A 15,695-nucleotide genomic window follows, 5' to 3' on the forward strand; every position below is an offset into this window, starting at 1 on the left:
GGGGTCTGGCGTCGGCGACAGGCGCTCATTGCCCGATACGCCGAGGGGCGTCATAATGTAGCCCCTTTTTTGTTCCCCTACATGTGGAAGGTTACCGTGACTCAGAAGCCCGACCAGTGTCTTGGTGAGTGGATCGATCGTGAAGCCCTGGCTGAAGCGATGATCCCGCTTATCGGTCAGCTCTACCGCAACAACAACGTGGTGAGCTCGATCTATGGCCGCAGCCTGATCAACCGTTCGGTTATCTCGATCCTCAAAGCCCACCGCTTTGCTCGTCACCGTCAGACCGACGAGACCGAGCTGTCCGTCCACGAGACGTTCCCCCTGCTCAAGGCCATGAGCGAGCTGAAGCTGGGCGCCGCCTCGGTGGACCTGGGCAAGCTGGCCAACAAGTTCAAGGTCGAAGGCAACGGCCGCAGCGCCGAGCAGTTCGTCCGTGACGAACTGGCCGACGTCGTGGGTCAGCAGAACGCTTCCGCACGCAAGGGCACCGACGTCGTCCTGTACGGTTTCGGCCGTATCGGCCGCCTGCTGGCGCGCATCCTCATCGAGAAGACCGGTGGCGGCGACGGCCTGCGCCTGCGCGCCATCGTCGTGCGCAAGGGCGCCGAGAACGACCTGGTCAAGCGCGCCAGCCTGCTGCGCCGCGACTCGGTGCACGGTCCGTTCGACGGCACCATCGTCATCGATGAAGCCAACAACACCATCACCGCCAATGGCAACCTGATCCAGGTGATCTACGCCAAGAGCCCGAGCGAAGTCGACTACACCCAGTACGGCATCCACGATGCGCTGATCGTCGACAACACCGGCGTATGGCGTGACGCCGACGGCCTCGGCCAGCACCTGGCCTGCCCGGGCGCCGCCCGCGTGATCCTCACCGCACCTGGCAAGGGCGCGCTGAAGAACATCGTGCACGGCATCAACCACGGCGACATCAGCGCCGACGACAAGATCATCTCGGCGGCGTCCTGCACCACCAACGCCATCGTGCCGGTGCTCAAGGCCATCAACGACCAGTACGGCATCGTCAACGGCCACGTCGAAACCGTTCACTCGTTCACCAACGACCAGAACCTGATCGACAACTTCCACAAGGGCAGCCGTCGTGGCCGCGCCGCGCCGCTGAACATGGTCATCACCGAGACCGGTGCCGCCACCGCCGCCGCCAAGGCACTGCCAGTGCTCAAGGGCAAGCTGACCGGCAACGCCATTCGTGTGCCGACGCCGAACGTGTCGATGGCCATTCTCAACCTGAACCTCGAGAAGGCCACCAACCGCGAAGAGCTGAACGAGTACCTGCGCCAGACCGCCATGCACTCGGAGCTGCACAAGCAGATCGACTACGTCAGCTCCCAGGAAGTGGTATCGACCGACTTCGTTGGTTCGCGCCACGCCGGTGTGGTCGACGCCGAGGCGACCATCTGCAACGACAACCGCGTTGTCCTGTACGTGTGGTACGACAACGAGTTCGGTTACAGCTGCCAGGTGGTACGCGTGATGGAAGACATGGCCGGTGTGAACCCGCCAGCGTTTCCACGCTGATCCGCTTGTAATGCGTTGAGAAAACGGGAACCTTCGGGTTCCCGTTTTTTTTGCTCCCCGCATCAGCGCGGTCTCTTTGTAGGAGCGGCCTTGTGCCGCGAAAGGGCTGCGTAGCAGCCCCGGCAATTGTGGCAGTGACGCTGAAAACCTGGGGCCGCCTTGCGGCCCTTTCGCGGCACAAGGCCGCTCCTGCAAAGAGACCGCTCAACCGAGAGATCCATATTGCGCACAGTTCTTCTGTTCTGCCTGTTGTTGCTGTCAGCCTGCAATCAAGGCCCCACCCTCGAGCGCTTCGGCGGCCCGACCATGGGCAGCAGCTACAGCATCCAGTACGTGCGCCAACCCGGCGACCCGGCGCCCGAGCAGGTCCAGGCCGAGGTCGAGGCCATCCTCCAGGCCATCGACGCCCGCTACTCCACCTACCGCGGCGACTCCACCGTCAGCCGTTTCAACCAGCTTGCGGCCAACCAGTGCCTGCCCATCGACGCCGACCTGTTCGAGCTGGCCAGCTTCGGCCAGCACTTGGCCGAGCAGAGCCAAGGCGCCTTCGATCTCACCGTCGAGCCGCTGCTCGACCTCTGGGGCTTCGGCCCCCAGGCCCGCGAGATGCAGGTGCCCGACCCGCAGACGCTGGCCCGAGCGCGTGAGCGCGTGGGCTATCGGCACCTGCGCATCGAGGGTGACGCCCTGTGCAAGGACGCTCCCATCGAGCTGGATTTCAACAGTATCGCCGCCGGCCACGCCGTCGACCTGATCGCTAAGCGCCTGCGCGCCATGGGCATCGAGGCGTTTCTCGCCGAAGCCACTGGCGAGCTCAAGGCCGTGGGCCGCAAGCCCGATGGCAGTGCCTGGCGGGTGGCCCTGGAGCTGCCGCGCGAGGACCGCCAGATCGCCCGCCAGGTCATCGGCGTGGAGGACATGGCCGTGTCGACCTCGGGTGACTATCGGCATTATTTCGAGGACAATGGCCGGCGCTATTCGCACACCTTCGATGCCCGTCTCGGGCGCCCGGTCGAGCACGACCTGGCGGCGGTGACGGTGCTCGACGCCTCGGCGCTGCAGGCCGACGGCTACTCGACTCTGTTGCTGATCCTCGGGCCGCAGCAAGGCTGGGATTTCGCTATCGCCCACGGCATCGCCGCGGTGCTGGTGACCAGAGTCGAGGGTGGTTTCGTCTCCCGTTCCACGCCGGCCTTCGAGCGGGTGGTGAAAGGCGAGTGAAAGGCAAGCCACGGATGATCAATGCCAGGGAAACGGTGAAACGACATGTAGTGCAGGCAATAATGGCCTACGACGCGACCAAGGGTTAATGTGCGCGGCGTTCACGCTTGATTAGACTGCACCCGAATTTTCTCATGGCGCCCCGGCGACATGATCGCGCCCCGCGGCCATCCGGCCGGCGGGCCAGTTCTGAAGGAGTACGCATGGCTGTCTACAACTACGACGTAGTGGTGCTGGGTTCCGGCCCGGCCGGAGAAGGCGCGGCAATGAACGCCGCCAAAGCAGGGCGCAAGGTGGCCATGGTCGACAGCCGTCGCCAGGTCGGCGGCAACTGCACCCACCTGGGCACCATCCCGTCCAAGGCGCTGCGTCACTCCGTGCGGCAGATCATGCAGTTCAACACCAACCCGATGTTCCGTGCCATCGGCGAGCCGCGCTGGTTCTCCTTCCCCGACGTGCTCAAGAGCGCCGAGAAGGTCATCAGCAAGCAGGTCGCCTCGCGCACCGGCTACTACGCGCGCAACCGCGTCGATGTGTTCGTCGGCACCGGCAGCTTCGCCGACGAGCAGACCGTCGAAGTGGTCTGCCCCAACGGCGTGGTCGAGAAGCTCAACGCCAAGCACATCATCATCGCCACCGGCTCGCGTCCGTACCGTCCGGCCGACATCGACTTCCACCACCCGCGCGTCTACGACAGCGACACCATCCTCAGCCTGAGCCACACCCCGCGCAAGCTGATCGTCTACGGCGCCGGGGTGATCGGTTGCGAATACGCCTCGATCTTCAGCGGCCTGGGTGTGCTGGTCGAACTGGTCGACAACCGTGGCCAGCTGCTGAGCTTCCTTGACTCGGAAATCTCCCAGGCGCTGAGCTACCACTTCAGCAACAACAACATCACCGTGCGCCACAACGAGGAATACGACCGCGTCGAAGGCCTGGACAACGGGGTGATCCTGCACCTGAAGTCGGGCAAGAAGATCAAGGCCGACGCATTGCTGTGGTGCAACGGCCGTACCGGCAACACCGACAAGCTGGGCCTGGAGAACATCGGCATCAAGGTCAACAGCCGTGGCCAGATCGAGGTCGACGAGACCTACCGCACCAGCGTGCCGAACATCTACGGCGCCGGTGACGTGATCGGCTGGCCGAGCCTGGCCAGCGCCGCCCACGACCAGGGCCGCTCGGCCGCCGGCAGCATCGTCGACAACGGCAGCTGGCGCTTCGTCAACGACGTGCCGACCGGCATCTACACCATTCCGGAGATCAGCTCGATCGGCAAGAACGAGCAGGAACTGACCCAGGCCAAGGTGCCCTACGAAGTGGGCAAGGCCTTCTTCAAGAGCATGGCCCGCGCACAGATCGCCGGCGAGCCGCAAGGCATGCTGAAGATCCTGTTCCACCGCGAGACCCTGGAAGTCCTCGGCGTGCACTGCTTCGGCTACCAGGCCTCGGAGATCGTCCACATCGGCCAGGCGGTGATGAACCAGCCGGGCGAGCAGAACAACCTGAAGTACTTCGTCAACACCACCTTCAACTACCCGACCATGGCCGAGGCCTATCGGGTAGCTGCCTATGATGGTCTGAACCGGCTTTTTTGAGCGGCTCCGACCGGTGGCCTGAGCCGGTCGGGGAGACCGATTTCAGCCCTACCCGAGGGTGGTCCTGGCCAAACCGGGAAAGTCTGTAATCAGGCTGTCCACGCCAAAGTCGGCGAGCCGGCGCATCAGCGCCGGTTCGTTGACCGTCCATACCGACACGTGCAGACCCTGGCGCTGCGCCTTGATCAGGCGCTCTGGGGTGCACAGCGTCCAGTTCAGCGCCAGCATCTCGCAGTCGTAGTTCTGCGCGACCTTCAGCGGGTCGAGCCAGGCGTACTCGGCAACCAGTCCGCGCTTGATGTCGGGCACCAGTTCCAGGGCGGCGCCCAGCACTTCTCGTGAGCTCGAGGTGATGGTCACCTTGTCCAGCAGGCCATGCTGCTGGGCCAGTTCGCGGATTGCCAGCACGGTGCTGGCGGCGCGGGTGCGCGAGGCGCTCTTGACCTCCAGCTGCCAGTGCTCGAAGGCGCATTTTTCGAACAGCTCTTCAAGGCGCGGGATAGGGCAGGGCTGCACATGGCCCGGGCCGCCCTTGCGCGCGTCGTAGGTCACCAGGTCTGCCGCCGTGTGTTCGACCACCTTGCCGCGTCGACCGGTGGTGCGCTTGAGGGTCGGGTCGTGGATCACCATCAGCTCGTTGTCGGCCGACAGGTGCAGGTCGAGTTCGCAGCGGTCCACGCCATGGGACAGGCACTGGCGAAAGCTCTGCAGGGTATTCTCGGGCGCTTCGCCCTTGGCGCCGCGGTGGCCATAGATTAAGGTCACGTTCGTTCCTTCAAATCAGAGAAAAGGGCTTCAGGAAGCGGGGTCGTTCTGTTCCAGCGCCTGGCGGCGTTGCTGTTGCTGGCGCTGCAGGATGTAGCGGGCCAGCAGCTGGCGCTGGGCGTCGGTCATGTCGATGAACTCGGTGCCTACCTCGTAGTCGCCATCCGGGCGCGGGTCGCAGTGGGTGACCCGGCCGCGCAGCAGCAGGCCATGGGCGCGGGGCATCAGCACCATCTTTACCTTGACCCGGGTGCCCGGGGCGATCTTCTGCGCCTGGGCGAACTCGATGCCGCCTTCGGAGATGATCACCGGTTGCGGCTCGCCGATCTCGCCGATCAGGCTCTGGGCGACCACCGCGCTGAGCAGGTCGAGGCGTTTGTTCTGGGCGCGCAGGAAGGCGGCCAGGGTACGGTCCTTCTCGCTCAACTGGCGCAGCAGGTGCTGCGATTCGAAGTCCGAAAGGTGCAGCTCGCTGAGCAGGTTGAACAGCTCTGAATCATCCTGCAACAGTTCTGTCTCAAGGGCTTCGGCCGCGCTGAGGGGGTTGATTTGAAGTGCGATCCGATCTTCGATGCGGTAGTATTCGCGGCGATCTTCTTCGTCTAATGTCGTCATGGCGAACCCAAGGTTACGGCGGTGGTCCGAGTGTAAAGCCGCCGCAGGCGCCTCGCCACAAGGACGTTCCCTTTCATCCGAACAAGCCCCGACATGTTCAGACCTCTATTCGTATTCATTGGTACGCGCTACACCCGTGCCAAGCGCCGCAATCACTTCGTCTCGTTCATTTCGCTCACCTCGATGATCGGCCTCGCCCTGGGCGTGGTGGTGATGATCGTGGTGCTCTCGGTGATGAACGGGTTCGACCACGAGATGCGTACCCGTGTGCTGGGGATGATCCCCCACGCCACGCTGGAGACCGGCCAGCCGATTGACGACTGGCAGGCCCTCGCTTCTAAAGTAAAGCAGAATCCGCAGGTGCTGGCGGTCGCGCCGTTCACCCAGATGCAGGGCCTGCTGACCCATGAAGGCAAGGTGCAGAAGGTGCTGCTCAACGGCATCGACCCGGCCCGCGAGCGCGAGGTGTCGATCATCGACAAGTTCGTCCTCGACGGCAGCCTCGACAAGCTGGCGCCGGGCGAGTGGGGCATCATGATCGGCGACAAGGCCGCGCAGAAGCTGGGCGTGGGCATCGGCGACAAGCTGACCTTCGTCGCCCCCGAGGTCAGCGTCACCCCGGCGGGGATGTTCCCGCGCATGAAGCGCTTCACCGTGGTCGGCACCTTCCATGTCGGCGCCGGCGAGATCGACGGCTACCTGGGCCTGACCAACATCGCCGACCTGTCGCGCCTGCACCGCTGGAAGGCCGACCAGGTCCAGGGCGTGCGCCTGAAGTTCGACGACCTGTTCCAGGCCCCGCGAGCCGCCTGGGCCATCGCCCAGCAGCTGGGCGAGCAGGAGTTCTACCCGCGTGACTGGACCCGCACCCACGGCAACCTGTACCAGGCGATCCGCATGGAGAAATCCATGATCGGCCTGCTGTTGCTGCTGATCGTCGCGGTGGCGGCGTTCAACATCATTTCCACCTTGGTGATGGTGGTCAACGACAAGCGCGGCGACATCGCCATCCTGCGCACCCTGGGCGCCACGCCCGGGCAGATCATGGCCATCTTCATGGTCCAGGGCACGGTGATCGGCGTGGTCGGCACGCTGATCGGCGCGGTGCTGGGCATCCTCGGCGCGCTCAACGTGAGCGCGGCCATCGCCGGCATCGAGACCCTGATCGGGCACAAGTTCCTCAATGCCGACGTGTACTTCATCGATTACCTGCCATCGCAGATCCAGGCCCAGGACGTGTATATGGTCTGTGGCGCGGCGCTGGTCCTGAGTTTCTTCGCCACCCTGTATCCGGCCTGGCGCGCCTCGCGCACCCAGCCGGCAGAGGCGCTACGTTATGAGTGAGTCGCGCATGAGTGATAAAGCCGTGTTGAGCTGCCGCAACCTGGGCAAGAGCTACGAGGAAGGCCCGGAGTCGGTTCAGGTCCTGTCGGGGTTGAACCTCGAGCTGCACCCGGGCGAGCGGGTGGCCATCGTCGGCAGCTCGGGCTCGGGCAAGAGTACCTTGCTCAACCTGCTCGGCGGCCTCGACACGCCGACCCAGGGCAGCGTCTGGTTGGCCGGCGAGGAGCTGTCGGCGCTGGGTGAGCGGGCCCGTGGCCTGCTGCGCAACCGCGCCCTGGGCTTCGTCTACCAGTTCCACCACCTGCTGGCGGAGTTCACCGCCCTGGAAAACGCCTGCATGCCGCTGCTGATCGGCAAGACACCGATCGCCGAGGCCCGCGAGCGTGCCGAGGCGCTGCTCAAGCGCGTCGGCCTGGGGCACCGGTTGAATCACAAGCCGGCCGAATTGTCCGGTGGCGAGCGCCAGCGCGTGGCGATCGCCCGCGCCCTGGTCAACCGCCCGGGCCTGGTGATGCTCGACGAGCCCACCGGCAACCTCGACCACCACACGGCCATGGGTATCCAGGAACTGATGCGAGAGCTGTCCACGCATTCGCAGACCGCCTTCCTGGTGGTGACCCACGACCTCAACCTGGCGCGCCAGATGGACCGCGTGCTGAGCCTGGAAGACGGGCGCCTGGTGGCGATCTGAATCGCCTGCGCGGGGCGCCCCGAGGCGTCCCGGTTCACACTTAGATTGGGTATCCCTGTTCATGTTCAGACCCTTGTCCTTGTTCATCGGTGCTCGCTACACCCGTGCCAAGCGTCGCAACCACTTCATCTCGTTCATTTCCATGACCTCGATGATCGGGCTGTCGCTTGGCGTGCTGGCGATGATCACGGTGCTGTCGGTGATGAACGGTTTCCAGCGCGAGATGAGTTCGCGCGTGTTGGGCCTGGTGCCCCATGCCGCGATCCTTGGCGCGCAACCGCTGGATGACTGGCGCAAGGTCGCCAGCGCCGCCGAAGGCAACCCGGCGGTGATGGCCGCGGCGCCGATCACCGAGATGGAGGGCATGCTCTCGTACAAGGGGGCGATGCAGCCGATCCAGGTTGCCGGCATCGACCCGGCCGAGGAGGGCAAGGTCTCCATTGTCACCCAGCATATTGTCCAGGGCAGCCTGCAGGCGCTGGTGCCCGGTGAGTACGGCGTGGTGATCGGTGAATTGACCGCCCGGCGTTTTCGCCTGAACACCGGCGACAAGCTGACCCTGATCGTTCCGGAAATCAGCAAGGAGCCAGGCGGCATCACCCCGCGCATGCAGCGCCTGACCGTGGTCGGCATCTTCAAGGTCGGCGCCGAGCTGGATGGCTCCCAGGCCTATATCCATGTCGCCGACGCCGGCGAGATGCAGCGCTGGGCGCCGGGCCAGGTGCAGGGCGTGCGCCTGAAACTGCACGACCTGTACGCCGCGCCGCAGGTGTCCAAGGCCATCGCTGCGGGGCTGGGCGACGGCTACCGCGCCGATGACTGGTCGCACACCCAGGGCAGCCTGTTCAGCGCGATGAAGATGGAAAAGACCATGATCGGCCTGCTGCTGATGATGATCATCGCCGTGGCCGCCTTCAACATCATCGCCACCCTGGTGATGGTGGTGAACGACAAGGGCGCGGATATCGCCATCCTGCGCACCATCGGCGCGACGCCGGCGCAGATCATGGGCACGTTCATGGTCCAGGGCAGTCTGATCGGCATCGTCGGCACGCTGATCGGCGGCGTGCTCGGGGTGATCCTGGCGCTGAATGTCAGTGCGGTGGTCGGCTGGGTCGAGCGGGTCAGCGGGCAGCACATCTTCACCTCCGACATCTACTTCATCAGCAGCCTGCCGTCGGAACTGCAGTGGGGCGACGTGGCGATCATCTGCGTGGCCGGGCTGGTGATGAGCTTCCTGGCGACCATCTACCCTGCGTACCGCGCCTCGCAGATCGAGCCGGCGATGGCGTTGCGTTACGAGTAAGCGCTATCGCGGGGCAAGCCCGCTCCCACGCCGGTCTTTGATGCCTGCAAGTATGAGGTCTGGCGTGGGAGCGGGCTTGCCCCGCGATGCTCGTACACGAACCATGAAACATCCGGTACCGCTTCCCTTCGCTGTCGATTGCATTGGCCATCTACCTTGAGAATTTTACTTCAAGGAGATCGACATGGATCGTCCCGCTTCCCACCGCCTGCGCCACGGCAGGTGTTCCGAGCCTAGCCGGGTCTACTTGCTGACCAGCACGACCAGGGACCGCTTTCCATTTTTTGAAGATTTCCAGGCTGCTCGTTGCTTGCCTTTCCATTTCAATCAGGCTGAGCAGGAGGGGTCTTTGTGCAGCCTCGCATGGGTGGTCATGCCTGATCACTTTCACTGGCTGATCAAGTTGGGAGATGACACGCTCGCTACGATTATGCGGCGATTCAAGTCGCGCAGCCGATGTTCGCTGTTCAAGCTTGGAAAACTGAAAGGACCATTATGGCAGCCGGGCTATCACGACAGGGCGCTGAGGCGGGAGGAAGATCTTCGCGAATTTGCCAGGTATGTGGTGGCTAATCCCTTGAGGGCAGGTTTGGTCAGGCGGCTTGGGGATTATCCTCATTGGGATGCTATCTGGCTATAGTCCATCGCGGGGCAAGCCCGCTCCCACGCCAGACCTCCTGTTTCCAGGCATCATAATCTGGCTCCCACGGCAGACCTCATATTTCCAGCCATCATAATATGGCGTGGGAGCGGGCTTGCCCCGCGATGAGGGCTACGCAGGCAACTCGATCACGAACCGCGTCCACCCACCTTCGCACTCCGCCCGAATCTTCCCGCCGTGGGCCTGCACGATCGAGCGGGTGATGGCCAGCCCCAGTCCCGCATGCTCGCTGCTGCCCTCCTGGCGCGCCGGGTCTGCCCGATAGAAACGGTCGAACAGCCGCTCCAGCAGTTGCGGGGCGATCGCCGGCCCACTGTTGGCCACCTCGATGCGCAACCCCGGCGCAAGGCTCACACGGATCTCGCCACCCGCCGGGGTAAAGCGCAGGGCGTTGTCCAGCAGGTTCGACAAGGCCCGGCGCAGCATGTGCCGGTCGCCTTCGACATGCGCCTGACCCTCGCGTGACAGCCTGACCTCGGCTTCCTCGGCCAGCGGCGCGTAATACTCCAGCAGCGCATCGATCTCGGTCGCCAGGTCCAGCGCCTGGCTATTGGGCATCAGCAGGCCGTGGTCGGCCTTGGCCAGGTAGAGCATGTCGTTGACCAGCTGGGCCATCCACTGCAGTTCCTCGAGATTGCCATGCAGGGCCTCGCGGTAGTCCTCGAGGCTGCGCGGGCGGGTGAGGGTGACCTGGGTATGGGTCAGCAGGTTGGACAGTGGTGTGCGCAATTCGTGGGCGATATCGGCGGAGAATGCCGACAGGCGCTGGAAGGCGTCGTCCAGGCGCTGCAGCATGGCGTTGACCGTGCCGGCCAGCTCGGCCAGCTCCTCGGGCATTTCGGCGACCGGCAGGCGGGTGGTCAGTGAGCGCGCGTTGACGCTGGCGGCGACCTTGCCCATCCGCCGCAGCGGCTTCAGGCCACGGCGCACGGCCCAGGCACCCAGCAGCGCGGTGACCAGCGCGCTGAGGCCGACCGTGAGCCAGATCAGGCGCTGCATGCCTTGCAGGAAGTGCTGGTGATGGGTGATGTCGAGGAACAGGGTCAGCTGCGGCGAGGCGGGCCGGGTTTCGTCCAGCGGCAGGCTCAGCCCGCGGTAGTCGATGCCCTGGGTATGCAGGGTGGCCAGGCCGGGCTGATTCGGGGCGTCCGGCAGGTCGCTGCGGCTGGCGAACCAGGTGGTGCCGTCGACCGCGCGCACGCGCAAGGCCAGGTCGGACTGATGGCTCAACTCGTTGAGCAGCCCCGGCAGGCGCGTGGCCAGTTGCTCGGAACTGGTGACGCCGTCAAGCAGGCTGCGCATCAGCGACAGACGGCCGCTGAGCAGCTGCTGGTCGAGCTCGACGAAGTGCTGCTCGCTGGCGCGGCTGAACAGCAGGCCGGCGCCCAGCGAAACACTGGCGGTGCAGGCGGCGAACAGCAGCGCCAGGCGGCTGCCGAGGGACAGGCGGCGCATCAGTCCTGGCGCTCCTCGAGCACGTAGCCCATGCCGCGCACGGTATGGATCAGCTTGGTGGTGTGAAGGTCGTCGATCTTCAGGCGCAGGCGGCGGATGGCCACCTCGATGACGTTGGTGTCGCTGTCGAAGTTCATGTCCCACACCTGCGAGGCGATCAGCGACTTGGGCAGCACCTCGCCCTGGCGGCGCAGCAGCAGTTCGAGCAGGGCGAATTCCTTGGCGGTCAGGTCGACGCGCTGGCCGGCCCGCTCGGCGCGGCGGCGGATCAGGTCAAGGCGCAGGTCGGCCAGGCTCAGGCAGGTGTCCTGGCTGGCGCTGGCGCCTCGGCGCAGCAGGCTGCGCACCCGGGCCAGCAGCTCGGAGAAGGCGAACGGCTTGACCAGGTAGTCGTCGGCACCCAGCTCCAGGCCGTGGACACGGTCCTCGACGGCATCGCGGGCGGTGAGGAACAGCACCGGCGTGTCCAGCCCGGCCTGGCGCACGGCCTGGAGGATCTGCCAGCCGTTGCGCCCCGGCAGCATCACATCGAGGATCAGCAGGTCGTGGTCGCCGGTCAGGGCCAGGTGCTGGCCGGTGTCGCCGTCGTTGGCCAGCTCAGTGGCGAAGCCGGCTTCGCTCAGGCCCTGGCTCAGGTACTGGCCGGTCTTGGCCTGGTCTTCGACGATCAGCAGTTTCATGTGTTTACCAACGGTTAGGGCCAACGTGATGCCGAAATGATACGTGACGATCCGGCGGCCTGCCCAAGCTGACAAAGTTGTAATCTTCCCGTCAGCCAGCTGCCAGCCAGCCTTTTCGAGAATGGCCTCATTCTCCCAGAACGACCCGGAGTCACCCATGAAACACCTGTTCATCGCCGCCGCCCTCGCACTGGTCAGCCTGCCGAGCTTCGCCGACAGCGGCAAACCCTTCGCCTTCGGCGAGCCGGCCGAGGCGGCCAAGGCCACCCGCACCGTCGAGGTGGTGCTCAAGGACATCGCCTTCGAACCCAAGAACATCAAGGTCAAGGCCGGCGAGACCGTGCGCTTCGTGCTGGTCAACCAAGGCAAGCTGCCCCACGAGTTCAACCTGGGCGACAAGGCCATGCATGCCGAGCACCAGAAGGAAATGATCGCCATGCAGGGCAAGATGTTCACCGCCGGCATGAACCACGAAGGCATGGACCATGGCCAGATGGATCACGGCCAGATGGGCGCTGGCCACGGCCATGACGGCGGCAATACCGTGCTGGTGCAGCCCGGCCAGCGCGCCGAGCTGACCTGGACCTTCCGCAAGTCGGCGCCCATCGAGTTCGCCTGCAACGTGCCGGGCCACTATCAGGCAGGCATGGTCGGCCCGCTGACCATCGAGTGACAACGGCTCCAAGGCGGGGTGCAAAACCGGTAGACTAGGGGCAATTTCGAACCTTCAGGTCAGTTTCCATGCATCCCGCCGCCGAACACTCCCCGCTGGGCAAGTCCAGCGAATACATCGCCACCTACACCCCCTCGCTGCTGTTCCCGATTCCCCGCCTGGCCAAATGGGCCGAGCTGGGTGTGAGCGGCGATGCGCTGCCGTGGCAGGGCGTGGACTTCTGGAACTGCTTCGAGCTGTCCTGGCTGCTGCCTTCGGGCAAGCCGGTGGTGGCCATCGGTGAGTTCGCCATCCCGTGCGATTCGCCGAACATCATCGAGTCCAAGTCCTTCAAGCTGTACCTCAACTCGCTGAACCAGACGGTGTTCGAGTCGGTGGAGGCGTTGCAGGCGTGCCTGGTGCAGGACCTGTCCGCCGCAGCCGGCAAGCCGGTCGCGGTCAAGGTCAGCACCCTGGCCGAGGTCGAGGGGCAGGGCGTGACCGCGCTGCCGGGCCTGTGCATCGATGCGCTGGATGTGAACATCAGCAACTACGAGCAGCCGCAACCGGAGCTGCTGCGTTGCGCGTCGGAGCGCGTGGTGGAAGAGACGGTGCACAGCCACCTGCTCAAATCCAACTGCCCGGTCACCGGCCAGCCGGACTGGGGTAGCGTGGTGGTGGAGTACAAGGGCCAGGCGCTGGATCATGCCAGCCTGCTGACCTACCTGATCAGCTTCCGCCAGCATGCCGACTTCCACGAACAATGCGTGGAGCGGATCTACCTGGACCTGAAAAACCTGCTCAAGCCTGAGCACCTGACGGTGTATGCGCGGTATGTGCGTCGTGGCGGGCTGGATATCAACCCGTACCGCAGCACCGGGGCGATCAGCCCGCAGAATCTGCGACTGGTGCGTCAGTAATGTAATGGGGCCGCGTTTGCGGCCCCATTCGGTTCAGATCCCCATGCTGTGCAGCGAGTTGACGATGCTGCGCAGGGTCGCCGTGAGGTCGGGGTGATCGGCTTCGAAGCGTTCGATGGCGAGGTTCACGCCATCGACGAGGTTGTTGTCGGGCGTGGCTTCTTCAAGCTTGAGCTGGGCTTCGATCTGCCTCGCCTCCTCATGCAGACTGGCCAGCTCTTCTTCCGAAAGCGGCACATTGCGATCCAGTTGCTCGCGCAGGCTATTAAGGCGCTCTTGCAGTTCGCGGGCAGGCATTGTTCGTTCTCCATCAATGGCTTGGCAAACCATGGACCTCGGCGAAGCGGCAAAGGTTCTGGCCTGCCTTCTAGCGTAATCCACCTGCCGCAGCTTTGCATGACCCGCATCAACGGGGATGTATCAGGGTTTCTCGCCCTTGTGCCGGCGCTGGGCGATGTCCGCCAGGCACGTGTCGAGGGATTCCAGGTGATCGATCACCGAGTGCACGCCCAGCCCGAACAGCGCCAGGGTGGCCTTGCCACGGGTGCGCTCCTGTTCCTGCCGGGTCATGGCCTGCCATTGGCTGGAGCCCAGGTCGCAGGCCGCCAGGCCCACTGTCCACAGGCCGGCGTTGAGCCCAGCCTGCAACAGCCGCGGCTCGCCGCTGACCAGCACGCAGCCGTCCAGGCGCTGGCTGTCGAGGCTCATCAGCGCCTGCCAGCAGGCGTTGGGCGCCGGCCACTTGCAGCCATTGACCAAGTGGCCTGGCAGCCAGTCGGGCAGCACGCTGCTCAGGCGCTTGCCCTGGGCGACGCTGAGTTCGTCGAGCCAGATGCACGGCACGGCCTGTGAGCGCAGGTGGTGAAGGGAGTCCAGGGCACCGGGGGCGGGCAGGGTGCCGCCGTCGGTTGCCTGGACCAGACAGCCGCGCAGTCCGAACAGCACGGCGGTGAAGGCGGGTGCGTCTTGCATGGCAACGTCCCTAAATACCCCGCAAGCTACCCGGCGATTGTGACCAAGGGATGACGACTACAGTTGTTCACAAAATCTTGACAGAGATATGTAAAACTACCGCTCAGCCAGCAAGCCAGTATACTTGCGCCCTATCGGGCAGCGCGCCAAAGGCCGTTGCCGCCGTGAAATCCGATGGAGAAACATCTATGCGTAGGATCGGTGCCGGAGTGATCGAGCGAGTCACCCAGGCCTGTGTCTGCGCCAGCTTGCTGCTGGCGCCCGTGGCAGCCACCCAGGCGGCCACCGAGGAGGACCCGTGGGAGTCGGTCAACCGACCGATCTTCAGGTTCAACGATGTCCTCGACACCTATGCCCTCAAGCCGCTGGCCCAGGGTTACCAGTTCGTCACCCCGCAGTTCCTCGAGGATGGCATCCATAACGTCTTCCGCAATCTGGGCGACGTTACCAACCTGGCCAACAATGTGCTGCAGCTCAAGCCCCATGCGGCGGGTGTCGACACGGCGCGGCTGATCGTCAACACCACCTTCGGCCTGGGCGGCTTCTTCGATGTCGGCACCAAGATGGGCCTGCAGCGCAACGACGAGGACTTCGGCCAGACCCTCGGCTACTGGGGCGTGCCCAGCGGGCCGTACGTGGTCATTCCGTTCCTTGGCCCGAGCACCGTGCGTGACGGCCTGGCCAAGTACCCGGACACCTACACCGAACCCTACCGCTACATCGACCATGTGCCGACTCGCAACTCGCTCATGGCAGTGGACGTGATCGACACCCGCGCCAGCCTGCTGTCGGCAGAGAAACTGATCCAGGGCGACAAGTACATCTTCCTGCGCAACGCCTACCTGCAGAACCGCGAGTTCAAGGTCAAGGACGGCCAGGTCGAAGACGACTTCTGATCGACCGGCTCACGCAAAAGGCGACCTTCGGGTCGCCTTTTTCGTAACAGTTCAATGCATGGCCAGGATGCGCAGGCCGAATTTCTGCGCGCCGCCGGGCTGGTCGGCGATCCACACCACTTCGGTGCTGGCGTGCAAGCCGGCGAGGGCGGCGTGGTCGGAGTCGATGCGCACCTCGAGCTGGTCGCCCACCTTGAAACGCTGCGGTGCCTGGACCTGCATGCCGCTGCTGGAGAGGTCGATGCACACGGCGCTGATCACCTGGCCGGCGTGCAGCAGGCTGACCTCGGTTTCAATGCGCATGCGTATGAAATCGCGTTTTTCGCTGTAATCCACGGGAGGCTGGGACATGCTTGCATCCTTTCGTCAGGTTG

General features: G+C 64.6%; 17 protein-coding genes. 10 read left to right on the top strand and 7 right to left on the bottom strand.

The window, feature by feature from the left end:
* Positions 1–81 precede the first annotated feature (81 nt).
* The 3 genes from LU671_RS14900 (at position 82) to sthA (ending at position 4,364) form a co-directional block, all read left to right on the top strand.
* Positions 82–1,545 carry a glyceraldehyde-3-phosphate dehydrogenase gene (locus tag LU671_RS14900; protein WP_110738521.1) on the top strand — a complete coding sequence of 488 codons (1,464 nt, stop codon included), beginning with the start codon at positions 82–84 and terminating at the stop codon, positions 1,543–1,545.
* 222 nt (positions 1,546–1,767) lie between these two features.
* Positions 1,768–2,766 carry an FAD:protein FMN transferase gene (locus tag LU671_RS14905; RefSeq protein WP_232856049.1) on the top strand — a complete coding sequence of 333 codons (999 nt, stop codon included), beginning with the start codon at positions 1,768–1,770 and terminating at the stop codon, positions 2,764–2,766.
* A 203-nt stretch (positions 2,767–2,969) separates the two neighbouring features.
* Positions 2,970–4,364, top strand: coding sequence for a Si-specific NAD(P)(+) transhydrogenase (gene sthA, locus LU671_RS14910; protein ID WP_023631920.1), 1,395 nt, complete (start codon positions 2,970–2,972; stop codon positions 4,362–4,364).
* 48 nt (positions 4,365–4,412) lie between these two features.
* On the opposite strand, the gene LU671_RS14915 is transcribed toward sthA, so the two are convergent.
* The gene (locus tag LU671_RS14915; protein WP_203647451.1) at positions 4,413–5,129 is read right to left on the bottom strand and encodes a glycerophosphodiester phosphodiesterase; all 717 of its coding nucleotides are present in this window, start codon (positions 5,127–5,129) and stop codon (positions 4,413–4,415) included.
* Positions 5,130–5,159: 30 nt separating this feature from the next.
* On the bottom strand, positions 5,160–5,744 hold the full coding sequence (locus LU671_RS14920; RefSeq protein ID WP_232856050.1) for a PilZ domain-containing protein: 585 nt from the start codon (positions 5,742–5,744) through the stop codon (positions 5,160–5,162).
* A 93-nt stretch (positions 5,745–5,837) separates the two neighbouring features.
* Here LU671_RS14920 and LU671_RS14925 point away from each other — a divergent pair, with 93 nt between their 5' ends.
* The 4 genes from LU671_RS14925 (at position 5,838) to LU671_RS14940 (ending at position 9,725) form a co-directional block, all read left to right on the top strand.
* The gene (locus LU671_RS14925; protein WP_186733461.1) at positions 5,838–7,088 is read left to right on the top strand and encodes a lipoprotein-releasing ABC transporter permease subunit; all 1,251 of its coding nucleotides are present in this window, start codon (positions 5,838–5,840) and stop codon (positions 7,086–7,088) included.
* Positions 7,089–7,095: 7 nt separating this feature from the next.
* The gene (gene lolD / locus LU671_RS14930; protein ID WP_177330835.1) at positions 7,096–7,779 is read left to right on the top strand and encodes a lipoprotein-releasing ABC transporter ATP-binding protein LolD; all 684 of its coding nucleotides are present in this window, start codon (positions 7,096–7,098) and stop codon (positions 7,777–7,779) included.
* Between the two features lie 61 nt (positions 7,780–7,840).
* Entirely contained in the window at positions 7,841–9,085 is a 1,245-nt protein-coding gene (locus LU671_RS14935) for a lipoprotein-releasing ABC transporter permease subunit (protein ID WP_110738516.1), read from the top strand.
* 184 nt (positions 9,086–9,269) lie between these two features.
* The gene (locus LU671_RS14940; RefSeq protein WP_050704852.1) at positions 9,270–9,725 is read left to right on the top strand and encodes an REP-associated tyrosine transposase; all 456 of its coding nucleotides are present in this window, start codon (positions 9,270–9,272) and stop codon (positions 9,723–9,725) included.
* A gap of 132 nt (positions 9,726–9,857) precedes the next feature.
* Here the strand turns inward: LU671_RS14940 and LU671_RS14945 are convergent, their stop codons facing one another.
* A complete protein-coding gene (locus tag LU671_RS14945) occupies positions 9,858–11,201 on the bottom strand; it encodes a heavy metal sensor histidine kinase (RefSeq protein WP_269806737.1) in 1,344 nt (447 codons plus the stop codon).
* Positions 11,201–11,881 (bottom strand): heavy metal response regulator transcription factor, encoded by a 681-nt coding sequence (locus LU671_RS14950; protein WP_232856051.1) that lies wholly within the window; start codon positions 11,879–11,881, stop codon positions 11,201–11,203. Before LU671_RS14950 ends, LU671_RS14945 begins: the two co-directional genes overlap by 1 nt.
* A gap of 157 nt (positions 11,882–12,038) precedes the next feature.
* Between LU671_RS14950 and LU671_RS14955 the strand changes: the two genes are divergently transcribed.
* Together LU671_RS14955 and queF are read left to right on the top strand one after the other, a co-directional pair.
* Positions 12,039–12,554, top strand: coding sequence for a cupredoxin domain-containing protein (locus LU671_RS14955; protein ID WP_232856052.1), 516 nt, complete (start codon positions 12,039–12,041; stop codon positions 12,552–12,554).
* Positions 12,555–12,622: 68 nt separating this feature from the next.
* Positions 12,623–13,453: an NADPH-dependent 7-cyano-7-deazaguanine reductase QueF gene (gene queF, locus LU671_RS14960; RefSeq protein WP_232856053.1), complete on the top strand. Its 831-nt coding sequence runs from the start codon at positions 12,623–12,625 to the stop codon at positions 13,451–13,453.
* 33 nt (positions 13,454–13,486) lie between these two features.
* On the opposite strand, the gene LU671_RS14965 is transcribed toward queF, so the two are convergent.
* The gene (locus LU671_RS14965) at positions 13,487–13,750 is read right to left on the bottom strand and encodes a DUF4404 family protein (RefSeq protein WP_203647444.1); all 264 of its coding nucleotides are present in this window, start codon (positions 13,748–13,750) and stop codon (positions 13,487–13,489) included.
* A 123-nt stretch (positions 13,751–13,873) separates the two neighbouring features.
* Positions 13,874–14,425, bottom strand: coding sequence for a phosphonoacetaldehyde phosphonohydrolase-related protein (locus LU671_RS14970; RefSeq protein WP_203647443.1), 552 nt, complete (start codon positions 14,423–14,425; stop codon positions 13,874–13,876).
* Between the two features lie 188 nt (positions 14,426–14,613).
* On the opposite strand from LU671_RS14970, the gene LU671_RS14975 reads away from it, so the two are divergent.
* The gene (locus tag LU671_RS14975) at positions 14,614–15,321 is read left to right on the top strand and encodes an MlaA family lipoprotein (protein ID WP_203647442.1); all 708 of its coding nucleotides are present in this window, start codon (positions 14,614–14,616) and stop codon (positions 15,319–15,321) included.
* Between the two features lie 51 nt (positions 15,322–15,372).
* Here the strand turns inward: LU671_RS14975 and LU671_RS14980 are convergent, their stop codons facing one another.
* On the bottom strand, positions 15,373–15,672 hold the full coding sequence (locus LU671_RS14980) for a PilZ domain-containing protein (protein ID WP_050704859.1): 300 nt from the start codon (positions 15,670–15,672) through the stop codon (positions 15,373–15,375).
* Positions 15,673–15,695 lie beyond the last annotated feature (23 nt).

The sequence above is a fragment of the Pseudomonas sp. NMI760_13 genome (assembly GCF_021283245.1).
In the GTDB taxonomy this organism is placed as follows: domain Bacteria; phylum Pseudomonadota; class Gammaproteobacteria; order Pseudomonadales; family Pseudomonadaceae; genus Aquipseudomonas; species Aquipseudomonas peradeniyensis.